The 20,788-nt window shown below is 73.9% G+C and carries 19 protein-coding genes; 10 read left to right on the top strand and 9 right to left on the bottom strand.

Annotation, left to right across the window (positions count from 1 at the left end):
* Window positions 1–69: 69 nt before the first annotated feature.
* A complete protein-coding gene (locus ISOVA_RS05560) occupies window positions 70–780 on the bottom strand; it encodes an NADPH-dependent F420 reductase (protein WP_013838267.1) in 711 nt (236 codons plus the stop codon).
* Window positions 781–881: 101 nt separating this feature from the next.
* Here ISOVA_RS05560 and ISOVA_RS05565 point away from each other — a divergent pair, with 101 nt between their 5' ends.
* From ISOVA_RS05565 to ISOVA_RS05575, 3 genes are all read left to right on the top strand, one after another.
* A complete protein-coding gene (locus tag ISOVA_RS05565) occupies window positions 882–1,886 on the top strand; it encodes a TIGR03557 family F420-dependent LLM class oxidoreductase (RefSeq protein WP_013838268.1) in 1,005 nt (334 codons plus the stop codon).
* Window positions 1,886–2,737, top strand: coding sequence for a coenzyme F420-0:L-glutamate ligase (gene cofE, locus ISOVA_RS05570; RefSeq protein ID WP_013838269.1), 852 nt, complete (start codon window positions 1,886–1,888; stop codon window positions 2,735–2,737). The genes ISOVA_RS05565 and cofE overlap by 1 nt, the downstream gene beginning before the upstream one ends.
* Window positions 2,738–2,863: 126 nt before the next feature.
* The gene (locus ISOVA_RS05575; RefSeq protein ID WP_013838270.1) at window positions 2,864–3,247 is read left to right on the top strand and encodes a hypothetical protein; all 384 of its coding nucleotides are present in this window, start codon (window positions 2,864–2,866) and stop codon (window positions 3,245–3,247) included.
* 102 nt (window positions 3,248–3,349) lie between these two features.
* On the opposite strand, the gene ISOVA_RS05580 is transcribed toward ISOVA_RS05575, so the two are convergent.
* Window positions 3,350–3,838, bottom strand: coding sequence for a YbaK/EbsC family protein (locus tag ISOVA_RS05580; protein ID WP_013838271.1), 489 nt, complete (start codon window positions 3,836–3,838; stop codon window positions 3,350–3,352).
* 144 nt (window positions 3,839–3,982) lie between these two features.
* Between ISOVA_RS05580 and ISOVA_RS05585 the strand changes: the two genes are divergently transcribed.
* Window positions 3,983–4,438 carry a CHRD domain-containing protein gene (locus ISOVA_RS05585; RefSeq protein WP_013838272.1) on the top strand — a complete coding sequence of 152 codons (456 nt, stop codon included), beginning with the start codon at window positions 3,983–3,985 and terminating at the stop codon, window positions 4,436–4,438.
* Between the two features lie 81 nt (window positions 4,439–4,519).
* Here the strand turns inward: ISOVA_RS05585 and ISOVA_RS05590 are convergent, their stop codons facing one another.
* On the bottom strand, window positions 4,520–6,019 hold the full coding sequence (locus ISOVA_RS05590) for a type 2 periplasmic-binding domain-containing protein (protein WP_013838273.1): 1,500 nt from the start codon (window positions 6,017–6,019) through the stop codon (window positions 4,520–4,522).
* A gap of 95 nt (window positions 6,020–6,114) precedes the next feature.
* Here ISOVA_RS05590 and ISOVA_RS16400 point away from each other — a divergent pair, with 95 nt between their 5' ends.
* Genes ISOVA_RS16400 through ISOVA_RS05605 form a run of 3 tightly spaced genes read left to right on the top strand, consistent with a single transcriptional unit; the run spans window position 6,115 to window position 9,796 of the window.
* Window positions 6,115–7,539 carry a sensor histidine kinase gene (locus ISOVA_RS16400; protein WP_013838274.1) on the top strand — a complete coding sequence of 475 codons (1,425 nt, stop codon included), beginning with the start codon at window positions 6,115–6,117 and terminating at the stop codon, window positions 7,537–7,539.
* The gene (locus ISOVA_RS16405) at window positions 7,530–9,155 is read left to right on the top strand and encodes a sensor histidine kinase (RefSeq protein ID WP_013838275.1); all 1,626 of its coding nucleotides are present in this window, start codon (window positions 7,530–7,532) and stop codon (window positions 9,153–9,155) included. The genes ISOVA_RS16400 and ISOVA_RS16405 overlap by 10 nt, the downstream gene beginning before the upstream one ends.
* Window positions 9,146–9,796: a response regulator transcription factor gene (locus tag ISOVA_RS05605; protein ID WP_013838276.1), complete on the top strand. Its 651-nt coding sequence runs from the start codon at window positions 9,146–9,148 to the stop codon at window positions 9,794–9,796. Before ISOVA_RS16405 ends, ISOVA_RS05605 begins: the two co-directional genes overlap by 10 nt.
* A 3-nt stretch (window positions 9,797–9,799) precedes the next feature.
* Here the strand turns inward: ISOVA_RS05605 and ISOVA_RS05610 are convergent, their stop codons facing one another.
* A complete protein-coding gene (locus tag ISOVA_RS05610) occupies window positions 9,800–10,846 on the bottom strand; it encodes a zinc-binding dehydrogenase (protein WP_143762068.1) in 1,047 nt (348 codons plus the stop codon).
* 30 nt (window positions 10,847–10,876) lie between these two features.
* Window positions 10,877–12,028, bottom strand: a complete 1,152-nt coding sequence (gene corA, locus ISOVA_RS05615) for a magnesium/cobalt transporter CorA (protein ID WP_013838278.1) — start codon at window positions 12,026–12,028, stop codon at window positions 10,877–10,879.
* Between the two features lie 388 nt (window positions 12,029–12,416).
* On the opposite strand from corA, the gene ISOVA_RS05620 reads away from it, so the two are divergent.
* The gene (locus tag ISOVA_RS05620; protein WP_013838279.1) at window positions 12,417–12,689 is read left to right on the top strand and encodes an AbrB/MazE/SpoVT family DNA-binding domain-containing protein; all 273 of its coding nucleotides are present in this window, start codon (window positions 12,417–12,419) and stop codon (window positions 12,687–12,689) included.
* Entirely contained in the window at window positions 12,686–13,102 is a 417-nt protein-coding gene (locus ISOVA_RS05625; RefSeq protein ID WP_013838280.1) for a putative toxin-antitoxin system toxin component, PIN family, read from the top strand. The genes ISOVA_RS05620 and ISOVA_RS05625 overlap by 4 nt, the downstream gene beginning before the upstream one ends.
* On the opposite strand, the gene ISOVA_RS05630 is transcribed toward ISOVA_RS05625, so the two are convergent.
* Genes ISOVA_RS05630 through ISOVA_RS05645 form a run of 4 tightly spaced genes read right to left on the bottom strand, consistent with a single transcriptional unit; the run spans window position 13,086 to window position 19,802 of the window.
* A complete protein-coding gene (locus ISOVA_RS05630) occupies window positions 13,086–14,261 on the bottom strand; it encodes a Wadjet anti-phage system protein JetD domain-containing protein (RefSeq protein ID WP_081474818.1) in 1,176 nt (391 codons plus the stop codon). The genes ISOVA_RS05625 and ISOVA_RS05630 overlap by 17 nt on opposite strands.
* A gap of 5 nt (window positions 14,262–14,266) precedes the next feature.
* Entirely contained in the window at window positions 14,267–17,659 is a 3,393-nt protein-coding gene (locus ISOVA_RS05635; protein ID WP_013838282.1) for an ATP-binding protein, read from the bottom strand.
* Window positions 17,656–18,321 carry a DUF4194 domain-containing protein gene (locus ISOVA_RS05640; protein ID WP_013838283.1) on the bottom strand — a complete coding sequence of 222 codons (666 nt, stop codon included), beginning with the start codon at window positions 18,319–18,321 and terminating at the stop codon, window positions 17,656–17,658. Before ISOVA_RS05640 ends, ISOVA_RS05635 begins: the two co-directional genes overlap by 4 nt.
* Window positions 18,318–19,802: a DUF3375 domain-containing protein gene (locus tag ISOVA_RS05645; protein ID WP_041294794.1), complete on the bottom strand. Its 1,485-nt coding sequence runs from the start codon at window positions 19,800–19,802 to the stop codon at window positions 18,318–18,320. The genes ISOVA_RS05640 and ISOVA_RS05645 overlap by 4 nt, the downstream gene beginning before the upstream one ends.
* A 177-nt stretch (window positions 19,803–19,979) precedes the next feature.
* Between ISOVA_RS05645 and ISOVA_RS05650 the strand changes: the two genes are divergently transcribed.
* Window positions 19,980–20,783 (top strand): TIGR02569 family protein, encoded by an 804-nt coding sequence (locus ISOVA_RS05650; RefSeq protein ID WP_013838285.1) that lies wholly within the window; start codon window positions 19,980–19,982, stop codon window positions 20,781–20,783.
* The last annotated feature ends 5 nt before the right edge of the window (window positions 20,784–20,788 follow it).

The raw sequence follows: 20,788 nt of genomic DNA on the forward strand, positions 1-20,788 counted from the left end.
GTATAGGCGTGCGTGGGCCTGACAGCTCGGCGGGGGAGCGGGTGCACGACGGCGGAGGTCGCCGCGCGCTCACATGTCGCGGTAGCGCTGCGCGGCCGCGAGCAGCTCGGCGAGCTCGGCCGCCGTGACCTGCCGGCCGCGCTCGGGCGGCCAGACGTTCAGGCCGTCGGGGGAGTAGGGCGCCGCGTAGGCGGGCGTGTCGCGCTGGAAGCGCCAGCCCTCGGCGAGCGGTCCGACGTCGTGCGCGTGGAACCCGACGCGCTCGACCAGCTCGATCACCGCGCGCTTGGCCGCGGCCGCCTCGGGCGTGTCGTCGTCGCCGGCGACGGGCAGCGCGCTGCGCTCGGGGTCGCCGGGCGCGCGGGCGAGCATCGGCAGGTGGACCCACGCGATGTTGTTGAACGCCTTGACGACGTGCGCGCCGGGCAGCAGCGCGGCGAGGAGCTCCGACGTCGTGGTGGTCTCCTCGTCGAGGACCGGGATGCGGCCGTCGCGCTGCGGGTAGTAGTTGCACGTGTCGACCACGGTCCTGCCCGCGAGGTCCGCGACCGGCAGGTCGCCGAGCGCCGCGAGCGGCACCGACACGACGACGAGGTCGCCGGCGCGTGCCGCCTCGGCGGGCGTGGCGGCGCGGGCGCGCGTGCCGATCTCCTCGACGAGGTCCGCGAGCGTCTCGGGGCCGCGGCTGTTGCTCAGCACCACGTCGTAGCCGGCGTGGGCGGCGAGGCGCGCGAGCGTGCCGCCGACGTGACCGCTGCCGATGAATCCGATGGTCGTCATGGCCCCAGCCTCCCCATGACCCGGGCCCGCACGCGCGCGGGTTCACCCAGGGCGGACACCACGCCCCGAACCGGTGACCCGGTCGGGCGTAGGGTCTGACCATGGCTTCTGCACCCACCATCGGCTACGCCGCGATGCTCGAGCAGTTCCACCCCACCGACGTCGTCGAGTACTCCGCCTACGCCGAGGAGCACGGCTTCTCGGGCGTCATGGCGGCCGACCACTTCCAGCCGTGGGTCCCGCAGCAGGGTCAGGCCGCGTTCGTGTGGAACGTGCTGACCGCCCTGGGCGAGCGGACGCGCGGGGACATCGGGCCCGGCGTCACCGCGCCCACGTTCCGCTGGCACCCGGCGATGGTCGCGCAGGCGTCCGCGACCCTGGCCGCGATGTACCCGGGCCGCCACTGGCTCGGGCTGGGCTCGGGCGAGGCGCTCAACGAGCACGTCGTGGCGGGCTACTGGCCCGAGGCGGCCGAGCGCATCAACCGCATGTTCGAGGCCATCGACATCATCAAGAAGCTCTTCCAGTCCGGCATCGACGGCAAGGACGTCAAGCACTCCGGGCAGTTCTACAAGATGGAGTCCACGCGGCTGTGGACCATGCCTGAGCAGGCGCCCGAGATCCTCGTCGCCACGGCGGGCCCCGTCACGGCGAAGCGTGCGGGCAAGCACGCCGACGGCCTCATCACGGTCGGTGCGCCGCTCGAGAAGATCTCGATGCTGTTCGACCGGTTCGACGCCGGCGCGCGCGAGGCGGGGCGCGACCCGTCGACCATGCCGAAGGTGCTCCAGGTGCACATGTCCTGGGCGGAGACCGACGAGCAGGCGCTCGAGAACGCCATGACCGAGTGGCCCAACGGCGGCATGAAGTTCCCCAAGGCCGACATCCGCTCGCCGCACGACTTCGCGCAGATGGCCAAGCTCGTGCGCCCCGAGGACTTCGAGGGCCGCATGGTCATCAGCTCCGACCCGGACAAGCACCGCGAGGCGATCCAGAAGTACGTCGACCTCGGCTTCGACCGCATCTACCTGCACAACGTGGGCCGCAACCAGCGCGAGTGGATCGAGGTCTTCGGTCGCGAGGTCCTGCCCAAGCTGTCGCGCTGATGGTGCACGACGGCGGTGCGCGCGTCCTGCAGGACGCGCGCCTCGAGGTGTGGGCCCCGCCGGGGCTGGGGGAGGTGCGGCCGGGCGACGACCTCGCCGCCCTCGTCGGCGACCTGCTCGACGGCGCGGTGCTCGACGGCGAGGCGCTCGCGGAGGGCGACGTCGTCGTCGTGACGTCGAAGGTCGTGTCCAAGGCCGAGGGGCGTGTGGTCCGGGCCACCGACCGCGAGCAGGCCATCACCGACGAGACCGTGCGCGTCGTCGCCACGCGCGAGCGGCCCGGCGGGCTGCCGCCGCTGCGGATCGTCGAGAACCGGCTCGGGCTCGTCATGGCCGCCGCTGGCGTCGACGCCTCCAACACGCCCGAGGGCACGGTGCTGCTGCTTCCGGTCGACCCCGATGCGTCCGCGCGGCGCCTGCGGGCGGCGTGGCGTGAGCGGTTCGGGCTCGACCGGCTCGGCGTCGTCGTCACGGACACCGCGGGCCGGCCGTGGCGCGAGGGGCTCACCGACATCGCGATCGGTGCGGCCGGGGTGGCGGTCGTCGACGACCTGCGCGGGGGAGCGGACGCGCACGGCCGGCCCCTGAACGTCACCGTGACCGCGGTGGCCGACGAGATCGCCGCCGCGTCCGAGCTCGTGCGCGGCAAGGCGAGCGGGCGCGCCATCGCCGTCGTCCGTGGCGTCGGCCGCTTCGTGCTGGGCGGCGACGGCCCGGCGGGTGACGGGCCCGGGGCACGCACCCTCGTGCGGCCGAGCGCCGACGACCTCTTCCGTGAGGGCTCCGCCGAGGCCTACGCCCGCGGCTACGCCGCCGCCCGCGCCGAGGTAGCGCACGATCCGGCGAGGTAGCGCACGATCCGCCGAGGTAGCGCACGATCGGCGAGGTAGCGCAAAACCTGGCGAGGTAGCGCAAACCTCGCGAGGTAGCACGGAATCCCCTCGCCCGGCGGCCGCACCACGGCTAGCGTGCCGAGCATGCTTGCGAAGGACTGGATCGAGCACCGGCGGCCGGGCGACCGCGAGCGCGTGGGGTGGCTCCGGCCCGACGGCGGCGGCTGGGTCGCGGTGTCGCTGCTCGGTCGGGAGCTCACGGGCCCGGTGGACTGGCTCGAGGCTGAGGAGACCCTCGATGCCGTGGGCCTGTCGTGGCTCGCCGAGGTCTGGACTCTCGAGCGCGACGGAGCCGAGCCCCTGCGCGTGCGGATCGTCGAGGTCACGCCTCACCGCGTCGTGGTGCAGACCGACGACCTCGGCGCGGTCGACGCGCCCGTCGAGCGGTTCGAGCTCCCGTGGCCCGCGCCCGCGCGTCTCCGCCCGCGGCGCCCCGGCGACCCCGACGGGGACGTCCTCTTCCGGTAGTGCTACCTCGCCGCGAGACGCGCTACCTCGCCGGATCGTGCGCTACCTCGGCGGAGAGCGCGCTACGTCGGCGGGTCGAGCGCTACTTCGCGGGAGACTTCGCTACTCCGGCTCGACGGGCGTCGGCTCGCCGCCGGTGAGACGCAGCAGCTCGCCGTACGACGTCGGGAACACCGTCTTGGCGTGCCCCGCCGCGGCCCACACCACGTCGTGCTGCGCCAGCGCGGTGTCGACGAACGTGCGCACCGGGGCCGGGTGCCCGACGGGTGCGACGCCGCCGATGACCTGACCGGTCGCCTCGCGGACCACGTCCTTGCTCGCCCGCCCGATCGTGCCGCCGAGCCGGGCGCCGAGGAACGCGGTGTCGACTCGGTGGGCGCCGCTCGTGAGCACGAGGATCGGCTCGTCGTCGAGCGTGAACACGAGCGAGTTGGCGATCGCGCCGGCGGGGACGCCGAGCGCCTCGGCGGCGAGCGCGGCCGTCGTGGCTGCGTCGTCGAGCCAGCGGATCTCGCCGGTGGCGCCGGCGGCGTCGAGCGCGGCGCGGACCCTGTCGACGGCGGGGTGCGTGGGGGTGGGCGTCGTCGTCATGGGGGCGATGCTACTCAGCGCTGCCCGGCACCCGGCGTCGAGCCCGCCACGCGTCGCGCCGCCGCCCGTCCACGGGGTGTCGCCGCCGCGCACTTCGTCGTAGCGTCGGACACGAAGGGGACATCTCGATCGAGGAGGATCGGAATGTCGAAGTACTCGCGTTCGCTCGTCCGCCGGGGTGCGCTCGTCGCGGCCCTCGGCCTCGCGGCCGCCGCGGTGAGCATGCCCGCCGTCGGTGCGTCGAACCAGATCCCGCTCAACACCGGGCAGGAGGCGGCCAGCCAGGGCATCCCCGTCAACACGGGCGCGCACGGCTGGTTCACGTACTCCATCGAGGGTGACGAGCTCTGCTACACGCTCATGGTCGACGGGCTGTCGTCGCCCGCGACCAACGCGCACATCCACGTCGGCCCGCGCACGGTCATCGGGCCGCCCGTGGTGCAGCTCGACTTCGAGCGGACCACGTCGTTCACGGTCTCGGAGTGCGTCATGCCGGCCCCGGAGGTTCTCGCCGCCATCGAGGAGAACCCCAAGAGTTACTACGTCAACGTCCACTCCGGCATGTTCCCGGTGGGCGAGCTGCGGGGGCAGTTGCGCTGACCTCGTCACGCTCCCGACGCCGTCAGGTCCTGGTGGCCTTCCCGGGCCACCAGGACCTGACGACGACGAGCGGCGGGCAGGTCAGTCGATCTGGACCCACGGGGTCGAGCCCCAGAGGATCTCGTGGAACTCCTGCCACTCCGGACCGTCTGCGCCGCCGCGCACGTCGACGAGCTGGAGGAACTGGCCGTCGTACGTCCAGGCGGCGTCGAAGAGATCCTTGCCGGCCGCCGACCCGCACGTCGGCCCGCGCGGGCCGAGGCGTACCGACACGCGACCGTCCTGGACGACGTAGGTGCTTCCCGGGCACCCGGGGTCGAGGAACTTCCCGTCCTCGAACACGAGCGTCCACACCCCGGCGTGGTCCCTGGCGTGGCCGGCGTCGACGCCGGCGTCGGTGAACTGCTCGACGGTGCGCTCGGCGCGGAAGGTCCCCTCGGGGAACTCGCCCTCGGCACGGACGAGCTCGCCCTGGTCGATGTCGGGAGCGCACGGCGCGACGGGGGGAGGGTCGCCCGCGGCCTGGGTCATGGCCTCCAGCTCCGCGTACACGTCGCTCGTGCGGGGGTCCTCGGCGACCTCCGCGCGCAGCGGGGCGGTGGCCTCCTCGAGCCCGCGCACGGCGTCGAGCCCGGCGAGGACGATGGTCCCGTTCATGGCGCAGTAGTCGGCGCCGTACTCCGGGTCGGTGGGCGTCGTCTCGAGCGAGTGAGCCTGCGCCTCCTTCGCCGCGGCGAGCACCTGCTCGCGCTGGGCGTCGGTGAGCGAGGTGTACCAGTCCTCGGCCGCCACCAGCACGTTCAGCTTCGGCCAGAGCGTCACGTCGCCGACGAAGACCGCGCCGGCCGCCAGGCTCGCGTACTGGCCGAAGGCGGAGTCCGCGGCGTCGAAGTCGACGTTCACCCTGCCCTCGTTGGCGTCCCGGACGCGTGCACCGAGCGCCTCGAAGAGCGGCGGAGCGGCGGGATCGAGCGCCCGGAAGGTGCGTCCGGCGTAGGTCTCGGGTCCGGTCAGCGGTGCGTCGTAGGTCACCGGGTGCCGGAGAGTCTCGGGCAGGACGGCGAGCCCGACCACGCCGGTGCCCTCGAGGTCCTCGAGGAGCCGCTCGCCGACGGAACCCAGCACGATGCGCTCGACGACGGCGTCGTGCCTGACGAGGAACGGCGCCTTGATCGCCCGCATCGTGTCGGAGCCGCTCGCCGTGAGGATCGAGTCCGGCAGCAACGCCACCTCGAACCGGCCCGACCGCAGCCCCTCGGCCACCGACTCCACGAAGTCCACGCCCGTGTCCAGCTCGACGTGGACGGCGGGATCGGTCGTGTGCGCCCTCCACACGACCTCGGTCTCCCAGGCTCCGGACGACCCGCTCTGGAGCGCCGCGGCGAAGACCTCGACGTCGTCGCTCGACGGGCGGCCCTCCGGGTCGATCGTCGCCACCCGGACCGCCTCGACGGCGCCACCTCCCGACTTCTGCGCCCCGACGGACGTGTCGCACGCGGCGAGAAGCGCCGTCGCGACGAGAGCGACCGTCGCCGTCTGAATCACCTGGAAGTCCCGCGCACGGGCGCCGTCTCGGTTCATGACTGCCTCCTCGGACAGGGTAGGCAGCAGGTGAAATCTCTCGGCCTCCGTGCTGACACGGAGACGTCGAAATCACCCGGGTGGAGACTTGTGCTGTGCTCCCCGACTCCACGGTGCGACGGTGGATCGTCGTCGGCGGTGCGGCGACGGCGACCCTCGCCGCGCTCGCGGTCACCTCCGGAGCCGTCGTCGCGACGGTCGTCGACGCGAGCGTCGGGGTGGCCTTCGCTCTGGTCGCGGCCCGAGCCTGGCCGGCCCGCCGTGCGAGCGCCGCCCTGGCGCTCGGCGTGACCGCGACGTGGGCGGTCGGGTCCGTGCTGCCGTTCGCGGTCTTCTGGCACCGCGGCGTCCTGGTGCACCTGGTCGTCCACCTGTCCGGCACCGGGACGCGCGGCGTGCGGTGGGGCGCGATCGTCACCGGGTACGTCGTCGCCGCGACCCCGTACCCGTGGTCCCGGTGGGAGGTCTCGGCGGCGACCGTGCTCGTGCTCGGCGCGCTCGCCGTCGTCCCGCAGGGCCTGGTGGACCGGTCCGGGCGCCACGCCCTCGCCGCCCTCGGGGCAGGCGTGGGGGCCGCGCTCGCGCTGAGCTCGATGCTGCCCGGCGTGGGCGGGATGCTCGCCGCGGCCGTCGCGTACGCGGCCGCCCTTCTCGGCGCGGCGGCGATCCTGGCCCGAGCCGTGAGGTCGCGCTCGGTCGTCCACGTGATCGACCTCATGCGCCGGAGCGCGGAGGAACCGCACGAGGATGCCGTCGCGGCGTTCCTCGAGCGTCACCGCGGCACGGTCGACCCCCGTGTCGCGGCCGAGGCCGCGCAGCGCCTCCGCGCCCTCGAACGGGCGAACCGGGAGCTGCTCGCCGCGCTCATGGCGCGCGTCGCGGAGCTGGAGGCGTCCCGGGAGCGCATCCTGCACGCCGCCGAGACGGAGCGGGAGGTGCTGGCGCGCGAGATCGACGGTGCCGTCGTCGACCCGCTCATGGCGCTCGCCGACCGGCTCGAGGCGGCGGCGGACGGGGCGTCGACCGACGTCACGCGGGCGGTGGGTCTGGCCCGGCGCGCCGCGCGCGAGTCGGCGGCGATCAGCCACGGTCTGCGCCCGCAGGGGCTCGTCGGGGGGCTCGCGGCCGCCCTCCGGCGTCTGGCCGACGCCGCCCCCGCCGGCGTGGTGGTGGACGTCGACGCCGCGGGCGTCGTCCCGCCGCTCCCGCCGGACGTCGAGGCGTCCTGCTACTTCGTCGCCAGCGAGGCCATGGCCAACGCCGTGGCGCACGGTCACGCCCGGACCGTCCGCATCGCGCTCGGGGTCGACGCGGGCTTCCTCACGCTCACGGTGGTGGACGACGGCGTCGGGGGCGCGGACCCCGGGCGCGGGAGCGGCCTGGCCGGGCTCGCCACGCGCGTAGCGGCCGCCGGCGGGTCGCTGACCGTGGACTCGCCGCCCGGTGCGGGCACGGTGGTCCGTGCCCGCTTCACCGACGTGGCCGCGCAGGCCGGGCGCCGGGAGGCGGCATGGGCCTGACGTCCCGCCTGCTCGTCGCGGTGGCCGCGGTCGCCGCGACCGTCGCCGCCGCGCTCGTGCTCGACGGCGGGGCCGTCGCGCTGGTGTCGCTCGGCAGGATCGGCCCGGCGGCCTTCCTCGGGGCGCAGACGCTGCTGGTCCTCGCGGCGGGTGCGGCGCCCGACCCGGGCCGCCGGGCGTCGCTCGCCGCCGTGTCGATCGGGTGGTCCGGCCCCGTCCTGCTGGGCTGGGACGGCGGACCGGAGGTGGTGCGCACGATCGCGCCCCTGGCGACGGCCGCCCTGCTGCCGGCCCTGGCGACGCTCGCGCTCGCCCCTGCGCGCAGCCGGTACGGCGCCGCCCTGGTCCGCGGCGCCTGGGTCGTCTGGCCGGGGCTCGCCGTCGTCGTCGGGCTCGTGCGCGACCCGTTCCTCGTCCTCGAGTGCTGGAACAACTGCACCGTGAACGGGATGCTCGTGGCGTCGTCGCCCGGGCTCGCGCGCGTGCTGACCGACGTCGTCGCGCCGCTCCTGGCCGTGGCGCTCACGACGGCGGTGCTCGCCGTCGTGGTCGTGCGCCGGCCACGCACCGCGGAGTCCTGGACGAGCGTCGGGGCGCTCGCCGCGGCGTCGGGCGTCGTCGTGATCGCCCGCGGCGAGCCGTCACCCCTGGAGGCGGGCGTCGCGGACGTCACCTCCCTGGCGCTGGCGGCCCTGGCCGCCGTCGCGCTGTCGGCCGGCGTGCGCGCGGCCCAGGACCGGCTCGCGCTCGAGAGCGTGGCGGAGGATCTGTCGGCGGTCGGCGGAGGGCTCCGCGCGCTGCTCGAGCGCCGCCTCGGCGACCGCCGGATCACGGTGGCGTACCGGTTGCCGGGTGACGGCGTCCTCGTCGACGACGCCGGACGGCTCGTGCCCTCGCCCGCCGGAGCGGTCACCGAGATCCGGCGGGGACCGGAGGTTCTGGCGGTCGTCGGTCGCTCACGTCCCATGCTCGGGGTCGACGTCGCGCGGGTCGTCGGTGACGCCGCCGTGCTCGCGATCGACAACGACCGGCTCCGCGCCGGCGTCCGCCGGCGGATGGTCGAGCTCGCCGACGCGCGCAGCGCGATCATCCGCGCGGGCGACGCCGAACGGCGGCGGCTCGAGCGGGACGTGCACGACGGTGCGCAGCAGAGTGCGGTCGCGCTCTGCTACGAGCTCGCCTCCCTGTCGGCGCTCCGGGGTCCTGCGGCCGGCACGCTCGGCGCTCTCGCGGGCGCCGCTCGCGAGATCGCTGCCCGTCTGCGTGCCGTCGCGCGCGGCATCTACCCGGCGATCCTCACCGACCAGGGGCTGCGGCCGGCGCTCTTCGGGCTGGTCGAGGAGGCGGCCCTGCCCGTCGAGCTCACGGTCGGCACCGACCGGCGGTACCCCGACGTCGTCGAGCGCACGGCGTACCTCGTGGTGCGCTCGGTCGTGCAGGACACGGCCGCCCCGGGCCTGCGGGTCACGCTGCAGGGGGACCGGGCACGGCTCGTCCTGCGGTTCGAGGGTGCGTCCGTCGCACTGGCGCAGGCGGTGTGCGACCGGGTCGACGCGCTCGGCGGTGAGGTCGCCGCGCGCGGCGGGGCCGTCGAGGTGGTGATCCCGTGCGGGTAGTGGTGGCCGACGACGCGATGCTCACGCGCGAGGGGATCTCGCGGCTCCTCGTCGAGGTGGGCGTCGACGTCGTGGCCCAGGTCGGGGACGCTCGCGCGCTGGTCGCCGCGGTCGAGTCCCACGTCCCGGACGTCGCGCTGGTCGACATCAAGATGCCGCCGACGTTCACCGACGAGGGGCTCGTCGCGGCCGGGCGGATACGGGCGACGCGTCCCACCGTGGGGGTCCTGGTGCTGTCCCAGTACCTCGAGAGCTCGTACGCGATGCGCCTGCTCACGGAGGTTCCCGAGCGCACGGGCTACCTGCTCAAGGACCGTGTCGCCGACGTGCAGGTCCTGCGCGACGCGCTCGGGCGCATCGACGCGGGTGAGACCGTCGTGGACCCGACGATCGTGAGCCGGCTGCTGGGACGGCGACGACAGACGGACCCGCTGGAGGCGCTGTCGCAGCGGGAGCGCGAGGTGCTCGCACTCCTCGCGGAGGGCCTCAGCAACGCCGCGATCGCGCACCGCCTCTTCATCACCGAGCGGACGGTCGAGACCCACGTGTCGATGGTGTTCGCGAAGCTGGGCCTGCCCGAGGACGGCGCGTCGCACCGCCGCGTGCTCGCGGTGCTCGCGTACCTGCGGGGAAGCAGCTGAGCGTCAGCGGCGCGGGTCGACGACGACCATGCCCGCGCGCGGGGCGTCGTGCAGGCCGGGCAGCAGCCGCGCCCCCTCCTCGAGCCCGACCACGCGGCCCACCAGCTCCTGCGGCCGCAGCGTGCCGTCGGCGACGAGCGCGAGCATCTCGGGGTAGTCGGCGGCGGCCATGCCGTGGCTGCCGAGCACGTCGAGCTCCCAGCCGATGACGCGGCTCATGGGCACGCGCGGGTGGCCCTCGACCGGCGGCAGCAGCCCCACCTGCACGTGCCGGCCCTGCCGGCGCAGGCTGAGGATGCCGTCGGCGCACGTCTGCTCGGACCCGACGGCGTCGATCGCCACGTGCGCGCCGCCGTCGGTCAGGTCGTGCACCTGGTCGGCGACGTCGACGTCGGGCCGGGTGTGCACGACGTGCGACGCGCCCGCCGCCCGAGCCGCCTCCAACGCTGCCGAATGCCGGTCGACGGCGACGACGCGCGCCCCGAGCGCGGCCGCCACCATGACGGCGCTGAGCCCGACGCCGCCCGCGCCGATCACGACGACCCACTCGCCGGCCTGCACGCGTGCCCGGGCGGTCACGGCCCGGTAGGCGGTGGCGAAGCGGCAGCCGAGGCTCGCGGCCTCGGCGTCGGTGACGCCGTCGGGCACGGCGACGAGGTTCGTGTCCGCGGCGTGCAGCGCGACGAGCTCGGCGTCGGAGCCCCGGTGCGTGAAGCCGGGCTGCGTCTGGTTCGGGCAGACCTGCGCCTGCCCGGCGGCGCACCACGCGCACGCGCCGCAGCCGCAGACGAACGGCACGGTCACGCGGTCGCCGACCCGCCACCGCCGCACGCCCGTCCCGACCGCCTCGACCACGCCGGCCAGCTCGTGCCCGGGCACGTGCGGCAGCGCGTCGATGTCGGGGTCGTGGCCGGCCCACCCGTGCCAGTCGCTCAGGCACAGGCCGGACGCGTGCACCCGGACGACCGCACCGCCGTCGGGCGCGACCGGGTCGGGCACCTCACGGACCGTGACGGGACCGCCGAAGGAGTCGTAGACCATGGCTCGCACGAGGCGATCCAACCACGGCCCGGAGGCAGGTCAGATCCACTTCTTCCAGCGGAAGACACCGAACAACCCGACGCTCACCGACAGCATGGCGAGCAGCGCCGCGGGGTAGCCCCACACCCAGTGCAGCTCGGGCATGTGGTCGAAGTTCATCCCGTACACCGCGCCGACGAGCGACGGCGCGAACAGGATGGCCGCCCACCCGGAGATCTTCTTGACCTCCTCGCCCTGGCGCAGGCTCACCTCGGTCAGGTGCTTCATCTCCTCGTTCTGCCGCTGCGCGACGAGGGTGGCGTTGACCGTGAGCATGTCGCGCAGCGCGGCGCGGAAGGACTCGACGGACTCGCCGACCTCCGTCAGGTGGTCAGCGACGTCGCGCAGGTACGCCTGCAGGTCCTCCTCGACGCCGTACTTCTCGGCGCCCTTGGCCAGCGACTGGCACACGCTCTGCAGCGGTCGCACCGCACGCTGGAAGTCGACGACCTCACGAGACAGCTCGTAGATGCGCCGCGACACGGCCGGGTCGCCGCCGAACACCTCGGACTCGATCTGGTCGATGTCGTAGTCGAGGCCGGAGACGACGGGCGCGTAGTCGTCGACGACGCGGTCGAGGATCGCGTAGAGCACGGCCTCGGGTCCGCGCGCGAGCATGTCGGTCTCGGCCTCGAGGCGCGCCCGCACCGACGACAGGTCGGGGGAGTCGCCGTGGCGGACCGTGACCACGAAGTCGGGGCCGACGAACACGTGCAGCTCGGAGAACTCGACCTCCTCGATGGAGTCGAGGTACCGGGCGGCGTGCAGCACGACGAACAGCGTGTCGCCGTAGCGCTCGATCTTGGGGCGCTGGTGCGCCTGGATGGCGTCCTCGATCGCCAGCGGGTGCAGGTCGAACTCGCGCGCGAGCGTCGCCAGCTCCTCCTCGTCGGGGCGCTCGAGGCCGATCCAGGCCATGCCGCCCGGCTGCGAGCGCAGCGCACGGAACGTGTCCGCGAGGCGCGAGAACGACGCGCGCCGCGTGCCGTCGTCGTCGTACACCGCGGCGGCGACCATCGCCGAACGCCGGGTCGCGGGCGCCGGGCGGGGCGCGACGTCGGGCACGACGGCGGGCAGCGCGCCGTTGCGGCGCGGCCGGAGCGCGCCGAGCAGCGGGCGGGGGCGGACGGGGCGCGAGGTGGGAACGGCCATGAGGGACTCCGAGAGCGTGCAGGGGTGGGTGGCTGCGTGCTGGGATCCCGCGACTGAGGGCGGCTCGGTGCCTCGCGTGCGTCGACGCGCACAGGGGCAGGCCCGGGCGCGGTGCGCCCAGGGCGTGGCGGTGCCCGACGGCGTCGGGCAGGCCGGGGGAGAGCCGTCAGTCGCGGCTCGGACTACTGGGAGGCTCGCTACGGGTCATGCGCGCGCACCTCCTTCGAGTCGTCGCGGCGTGCTCGCCGCGGTCCTTCGGGCCGTCGGCCAGTGTACGCCGAGGTCCGGTGGGACGCTCGGGTGAACTTCTATTGCGTCGGTCACGGACTGGGCCGGGTAGCGCCGACCGGAGTCGAGGTAGAATGGTAGGGAAAGTAGGGAGAAGTCGATGGAGCCGATGATCGTCGAGGGCGCCAAGATCATGGCCAAGGGCCAGATCACGCTGCCGAAGGACATCAGGGAGAAGCTCAATGTCGGCACGGGCGATCGTGTCGTCCTCATCTGGGACGAAGACCGGGTCGTCATGATGAACTCCGGCGTCTACGCGATGAGGGCCTTGCAACGCAGCGCTGCCGGGGCTGCGGACCGGGCAGGAGTCGGTACGGAGGACGAGGTCGCCGGTCTCGTCGACGAGATCCGCGGTGGCGTGTCGGACGAATGAGGGTCTTCATCGACACGAACGTGCTCCTCTCGGCCGCCTTGTTCCCGGATGGCGTTGCCGCCCGCGCGTACGTCGCCGCGGTATCGCTGGCGGACGAGGTCGTCGTCTCGGACGTCGTGCTGGCCGAGCTTCGATCTGTGGTGACCCGCAAGTTCCCAGAGGTCGCCAGCGCGATGGACGAGTTCATTGCTGCACTGCCTACGTTCGCCACGGTGGTCGCGACGCCGGAGCGTCCCGTCGCCGACGAAGAGCGCGTCAGGGATGTCAAGGACCGGCCGATCCTGCGTGCGGCGTCGAACGTCGAAGTCGACGTCCTGCTGACCGGGGACAAGGACCTTCTTGCGGCCGCGATCGAGAACCCGGTGATCGTCGCGCCAGCCGACTTCCTCGAGATGATCAGTCCGGGAGCGTAATCCTCGTGCTCCGGCACGTCTCCAAGAGTGCGTCCAGGGCCTCGACGGCGCTCGCCCACGGCACGCGCTCCTGCTCGAGGCGGACGTCGCCGTGCTCGCTGAGGGCGGCGAACGCGTCGGCCTCCGACGCAGTGAGGTGCTCGGGGACCGTACGGTGCGGCTTCGGCTCGGGGACCCACAGGTCCGGGTAGGCCTCCAGCGTTGCCCGATCCATGAGGAACGAGCGCGTCTGCGGAAGGCGCGCACGCACGATGCTCAGGATGTTGAGGCCGTGGGTGTCGAGGTCGCCCCAGTACAGGACGTCGGCCGGCCGCACCCACGGCAGCTGGTGCAGGTGACGGGCCGCGTACCCCTGACCGTGCACTGCGACGACGCCGGCGTGCGGGCGGAGAGCGAGCAGCGTCTCGAGGTTCTCGACGACCAGAACGGTCGGCGGCGAGATCGCAAGGCCGGCGAGGTCCGCAACGGGTGCCGAGACGTCGCCGAGTCCGCCCGGCGCTGACGCAGGGTCCAGGAATCGCACGCGCACCAGGCCAGGGCGCGCCGCGAGCCCGAGGTCGGCCGTCCCGGTCGCCGCGGTCCAGAGCGGGTCGACGACGCCGCGGTGCCGCTCCAACCACTTGGTGTCCACGCCCCGCACCGGGAGCTGGCGGACGAACATCCCCGACGCGGAGTTCGCGAGCAACCAGCGCAGCACCCCGAGGAGGCGGCCGAGCTCGGGTTCGTCGAGCTCGACGACGGCACGCAGCGCGCGCCGGACCGCCTCGCGAACGGGCGCGTTGTCGGGTCCGAGGAGCTCCAGGAGAGCCGCGGCCCGGGTGCGGGCGGCATCCCAGTGCCCACGCCGCCGGACGAACGAGGCCACGTGCTCCGCGGCGGTGAGCCTCAGCCGGGCGGGCACCACCTGCGTCCCCATGCTGGCCCAGCGGCGCGTCTCCCAGACGACATGCGCCGTGCCGGGAGCGCCCGGGTCGGCCGCGCGCCACGCGGCGATCCAGTCGGCCACGGCCCGCGGGTCGCCGAGGACGGTCCGTTCGCTCGGTGGGTGGAGCGGGACGTCGACGACCGTCTCCTCGGACGGGCCGAGCGCCGCCCACGCCGCGTACCCACGCTCGTAGGTCCTGAGAATCGAGGCGCGTGCGGCATCGACGGTCACCATCGTCCTCACGACAGGTCGAGCTCCAGCTCGCGGACTGCGCGGTCCTGCTGCTCCGCCGGGGTGGCCTCCTCGGCGCGGGGGCCGGCCCCGTCGAAGGGCACCGGCGCGACGTGCGAGTCCTTGGAATCGGCGCACGTCACGAGCGCGATGCCGCCGACGTACTCCTCGAGCGTCTGCAGGAGCTTGAGCGGCGTGGCCAGGATCATGTGGAAGCCGAACTCGCGGAAGATGTCGAGCGCCATGCGCGTGAACGCGGCGTCGGCCTTGTCGAACGCCTCGTCCATGACCACCGAGCCGTAGGCGGGCACCGCGTCGCGCTCGCGCGTGAGCTGGTAGCGCAGGGCGGCGGCGAGGCAGAAGACGACGAGCTTCTGCTTCTGGCCGCCGGAGCGCCCCTCACCCGAGTCGTAGACGTCGACGACGGTGCGCTCCCGGTCGACCTGCGTCCCGGTGAAGCGGACGTGGCGGCGCGTGTCGAGGCACAGCGACTGCCAGGCACGGTCCGCGCTCTCCGAGGAGCCCAGGCGTTGCATCACCCGGGAGAGCACCGCGAAGCGCCGTTCGGCCTCCTCGCGGTCCTCGTCGGCGGCCAGAGCGCCCGTGGTGATCGTGTTGAGGTCCTTGAGGAACTCCTGAACCGCCGCAGGCTTGGCGTCCTCCACCCGGATCTGCAAGTGGCTTCCCGGCGCGAACTCGCTGCGCATGAGCGACCCGTTGATCGGCTCGACGCGTCGCTTGATCTCGGCCGGTGCGTGACGGATCTCCTGTGCCAGGAGCCCGAGGTTCTGCTGCGACTGCTCGCGCAGCATCTCGAAGAAGCGGTGCTCGAAGTCGGGGAGCCGGTCGGCGCGCAGCGTGGCCAGCACGTCGAGGAAGCCTTGCCTGTCCTCGACCCCCGGTGTCAGGTCCACCGAGAGGGCCGGCCAGCGGCGGACGAAGCCGCCGGTGAGCTCGACGATCGCGAGCTGCGCGGCCTCGCGTTCCCGGCCGGCCCGCTTGCCGCGGTCCGCGAGCGCCTTCGCGACGTGCCGTGAGACCGCGTCGATCGTCGCGTGCGTGACGCGCCGGGTGGTCTGGTGCGCGTAGAACTCTGCCTTCAGCCGGGCGTGGACGCTCGGGTCGACGGCGGGCGGCGCCTGGCGCTCGAGGTCTGTGATCGTGGCCTGGAGCTGGTTCAGCTCGGCGCGGGCGGTCGCTAGCTCCGCAGCCGTCTCCCGCTCGGTGGCGCGCGCCTGCGTCGCCTCGGTCTCCGCCAGGTCGAGGAGGTGCTGCGCCGAGCGCAGGTCACCCTGGGCGGCGAGCAGCCCTGCCCGGGCGCGCCGCGCGTCGGCCAGCTCGCGCTCGCAGGCGGCGACGTCGACGGACGCCCAGTCGAGCTCCACGACGGCGGCCAGGACGCGGCGTCGGGCCTCGGCGGACGTGCGCGCGCGTTCCAGGTCTCCCAGTGCGCGGTCCGCGGCCTCCACGCGCTCGCGCGCGGCGCGCAGCAGCTCGAGGTAGTGGTCGACCTTGGCCGCGTTGTCGGAGCCGAGAACCCAGCGGGACCGGTCGTCGACGGCGAATCGGTCGTCCTTCTCGAACGAACGGCGGCCGCGCTTGACCTGGCCGGCTCGTGTGACGCCCTGCTCGACGTCGGCGAGCTCTCCGACCGTCTCCACGCACGCGTAGTCGAAGCGGCGGGCGAGCTCGTGGTGCAGCCAAGCCTGCATCGGGCCGGCGGCGACGTCGACACGGTAGACGAGCGAGTCGTGCGATGCGGGCCTGCGCGGCGGGTCGACGGCGGGAGGAACCGACTCGTACCGCAGCAGCGTCCCGAGATGGGCGGCGTCGACCGCGGCGCTCACGGCGGTCTGGTGTGCGGCGGGGACGAGCATGACGGTCGCCAGCGGACGCAGGACACGTTCGATGGCGCCGCGCCACTCGGCGTGATCGGCGCGGACGTCGAGCAGCTCGGCGGCGAACGGCAGGCTGCTTGGCGAGATCCCGGTGGCACGGGCGATCCGGTGGCGCGCCTCGAGCAGACCGCTGCCGATGTTCGACCGGGTGCGGCGCATGGCTGCGAGCTCGTGCTGGACCGACTCGAGGGCCGTGCGAGCCTCTGTGCGCTCGGTCCACAGGTCGGTGGCCTGCCGGGCGTGCGCGGCGTCGTCGTCGGTGGCCTGCGCGAGCTCGGCACGGGCCACCCGCTGGAGCTCGAGCAGGTCCTCGGGGGTGTCCGGCCGCGCCACCTGGACGGAGGCGAGGTCGCGGGCCACACGGTCGCGCTCGCCCGTGACCAGCCGCAGGCGCAGCTCGTGCGTCTCGATGCGGGCGTCGAGAGCCGAGAGCTCCGCGCCACCGCGCTCGTCGACGAGCCCTTGCGCCTCGCGGACCCGCTGCAGCGCCTGGGTGGTGGCGGCCCGGGCGCGGTCGTTCTCGGCCTCGGCACGTGCGACGGTGTCGGCGGCGGTGTCGCGCGCTTGACGTGCCAGGTCGAGCTTCCATGCCTGGGTGAAGTCCTCGAGCCCGGCCGCGAGCCGCTCGGCCTCGCGCTCCGCGGCGCCGGCGTCGTCGTAGGCGCGCGCGGTGTCGACCAGCGGCGTGAGCGCCTCGATCTGCTCGCGTGCCTCGACGACCGCCCGGTGGGCCCGGGAGAGGTCGGTGAACTGCTCGACGGCGCGCTCGCACGTCGCGAAGGTGGACGGCTCGTCGAGCATGAAGGTGCGGAAGAGGTCGTCGAGCGAGCCAAGGTTCTTCGCCGACTGGGTCTTGTGCAGCAGCAGGATCGCGCGGTCGCCCGTGATCCCGAGGGCGCGCGAGAACCGGGCGACGAAGCGGGAGTGCTCCGGGTCGACGTGCGCGTCGGGCAGGTGACGCTTGAGTGCCCGGACGTCGAGGCCGGAACGGGCGAACTCCTCCAGGTCGAGCAGCCCCAGCGGCACGGGGGAGACGATGTGCACGTCGTGGACGTCCGCCGGGCTCGACGCGCCGCGCTTGACGTGGAACAGCTTGACGAGAGTGAGCGTGTTGGCAGACCCGTCGGTGCGGCGGGTTCCGTCGGCGTACCGGAGCAGGATCCCGCTCCACGTGGCGCCCGGACGTAGGTACTCCGTGGCGATCTCGCCGGTGTCGGAGTCGGTGGCACGCCGCCAGGCCCCGCGCACGTAGGAGAGCACCGTGCGGTCGCCGGACCGCGTCGTGCCGTCGGCGGCTGCGGCGTTGAAGCGTGTCTTGCCGCGCGGCGTGAGCACCGCGGAGATCGCGTCCACGAGCGAGGACTTGCCCGAGCCGGACGAGCCGGTCAGCAGGAAACCCTTGCGGGCCACGTCGACCACGTGGTGACCGTGGAACGTGCCCCAGTTGACCAGCTCGACGCGCTCGAGACGCCACTGGCCCGGGTGCAGGTCGGTGCTCGTCATGCGTCGTCCTCCTGGGCCGGGGCTTCGTCGGTGGCCACCTCGTCGGCCGGTGCGCGCCCCAGCAGGCGGCGGTACTCGTCGCGGACGGCGGCGATCTCCTCGGGGCCGAACACGAGCCTCAGGACGGGGCAGACCTCGTAGCGCCCCTCCGTGCTGGTCGGGATCACGAGATTCTGCTTCTCGAACTTGGTCCACGACGCGTTGATCCGGCGGGTGAAGCCCTGCTCGTCGGTGGAGGCGGCCGCCCGGTAGACGTGGAGCTGGTCATACACCTCGTCCTTGCCGACGATCACCCGGCCGGTGCCACCTGCGCGCACGAGCTCGCCGCGCAGGTGCAGCAGGAGCACCGTGTCGATGAACGTCAACGGGAGCGTGCGGACCACCTGGGGTGCCGTGCCGTCCGCCGTCTGCGCGCCGCGGACGAACGCGATGCCGAGCGCCTGGTCGACCACCAGCTCGAGGAACATGTCCGCGAGCCGCGACCGGATCACGGCCGTGTCGGCCGCCAGCGCGCGCCAGATCTCGCCGTGCCGCTCGGCCGAGACGTACGGGCCCTTGACGAGAGCCGCCAGAGCCCGGCGCGAGGGTTCGCGCAGGGTCCCCGGGTCGCCCTCCCACAGCGGCTCCGCGGCCGCCTCGGAGGCGGTGTCGACGTCGGTCACGGGAGAGCCTCCTCGAAGAGGAACTGGGGAACGGTGGCGCCTCGCAGTGCGTCGGCCGCGCCGTCAGACGCGGTGTCGGATGACACGACCGGCCGCCAGGTCACGTGCTCCGCACGCCCGTCGCCCGCGGGCGTGGCGTGCTGCTCGGCGAGGACGAGCAGCCCGACGACCGAGGCGACCCCCTGGGTGGCGGGCCTATCAGCGAGGACCTCGGCGATCGTCGACGGTCCGCGCATGCCGAGGACGTCGTTGACGTTGGCGGTGAGCTCGGCCATGTCGATCTCCGACGCGCGGACGGCCGCGCGCAGGTTCGCGATGTCTGCCGTCGCCGCGTGGCTCGTGACGACCGGCTCGGTCGTCTCGCTGTCGGCGGGGTTGTGCAGGCGCATGCCCGCGACCTGGGCGACGGTCACCGCCGTGAGATCGAGCTCGAGCCCGAGCTGCCGGTAGGGCTGGACCTGCCCGACGAGCGCGTTCGCCTCGGCGAGGGTCTCGCGCACGAGTCGGTGCACCGCGCGGTCCTCGGCGAGCTCCTGGGACTGGACGAAGCGGCGCAGGCTCCGGCTGAAGGACGTCATCACCTGGTGGATCTCCGCGCCCGCGTCCTGCATCGTCGGCAGCAGGCGCTGCAGAAGCCGGCGCTGGTCCGGTGACAAGGAGTGGGCGAAAGGCCGGTCCACGAGGTCGTCGACCTGGGCCTCGAGCGCGGCCGTGCGCTCGGCGTCGAGCACCAGGGCGTAGAACGCGGCGAAGGACCGTCCGGCGTCGGACTCGGCGAGCAGGTCGACGCCGCGGAAGACGTCGTCGAGCACCGCACCGCGCGACTCCGGCTCCTCGACGAGCTGCGCCCGGACGTCGCGGTTGAGCTGCTCGAGCGCGGCGCGCACGCGCGCGAAGTCCTCGGGCACCTCTGCGGTGAGCGCGAGGATGTCGACGGCGCGTTCGACCGCGCGCTCGTCGGACAGGACGTCGGCGGACCCCGAGCCGAGCGCGGCGATCTGCGTGTCGATACGCTCTCGCTCGGCCTCGAGCGCGGCGATGCGCCGGCTCGTGTCGGGGTCGGTCTCGACCGCCAACCGGTGAATCCGCTCGATGATTGTCGCGAGTCGCGACTCGGTCGCACTCGCACGCGGCGTCGCGAGCTGCTCGACGAAGCGGATCGCCGTGAGCGCGCCCTCACTGAGCTCGTAGACCTCCTCGCGGCCCTCGCCCGGTCGCCGGACCAGGTAGCCGGCCGTGAGCCAGTCGCGGCAGTACTGCGCCGCCGTCTTCGGCAGGTCGAAGGCGTGCGCACGCAGCTCGTCCAGCTCCGCCTCGACCGCCTCGAACAGCTCGGGCGCCGGCAGTCTGCGGACCTCTCCCGACAGGTGCTGGCCGAGGATCCCGATGACGACCGGTGCGTTGTCGGCGCGCAGCAGCGACCATGCGCTGCTGTCCTCGAGGAGGCGCCGCGCCGTGAGAGCGGTCGCGAGTGCGGTCACGGCCCAGACGGTAGAGGAAGCCACCGACATCGCGAGAGCGGATGCCGCGACAGCAGACCGACCCGATCTGCGATGCGGGCCGTTCTTCGCACGGACCTCGTCCTGAGGCCGGGTGGGACGCTCGGGTGAAGTTCCGTGGCACCGGTCACGGCGACGCGGTCGCTTATCGTCGGTCGGGTGGGAACGGCACCGCCCCAAGACGTCCTCGACGCGTTCGGCGCGACCGCCGAGCCCCGGCCGCTGGACGGCGGTCGTGGAGGGACGTGGCGCGCGGGCGAGATCGTGCTCAAGCTGGTCGACCTCCCGGTCGAGTCCGAGTGGAGGGCGTCGATCCTCGACACGCTGCCCGCCGCCGACGGCTTCCGGGTCGCGCGCCCGGTGCGCGCCGTCTCGGGGCAGTGGCTGTACCGCGGCTGGGAGGCCAGCCGTCACGTCGCCGGCCGCACCGACCCCACGCGTTGGGGCGAGGCCGTCGACGCCGGTGCGGCCTTCCACGAGGCGATCGCCGGCGAGGCGCGGCCGTCGTTCCTCGACGACCGGGACGACCCGTGGAGTCGTGCCGACCGCGCCGCATGGGACCTGGCGCCGCTCGAGGACACCCCGCTCGTCGCGCGCGTCGCGGCGGCGCGGACCCCGATCGTGGTCGACCACCAGCTCGTCCACGGCGACCTCCTCGGCAACGTGCTCCACGAGCCGGGGCTGCCGCCGGCGATCATCGACTGGCCGCCGTACTGGCGGCCGCCCTCGTGGGCCGTGGCTGTGGCGGTGGTCGACGCGATGTGCTGGCACGGCGCCGACGAGACGCTCCTCGACCGATGGACCCGCCTCGACGCGTGGCCGCAGATGCTGCTGCGCGCCCTGCTGTTCCGGATGCTCACCGACCGGGAGGCTGCCGGCGACCGCCGGCAGCCGTGGGCGCCGCACGCTGCCTACGGGCCGGTCGCCCGGGCGGTGGTCCGCCGCGCCGGCGCAGGCTCGTAGCGGGG

Origin of the sequence: Isoptericola variabilis 225, from assembly GCF_000215105.1 — a bacterium.
GTDB classification, from domain to species: Bacteria; Actinomycetota; Actinomycetes; order Actinomycetales; family Cellulomonadaceae; genus Isoptericola; species Isoptericola variabilis_A.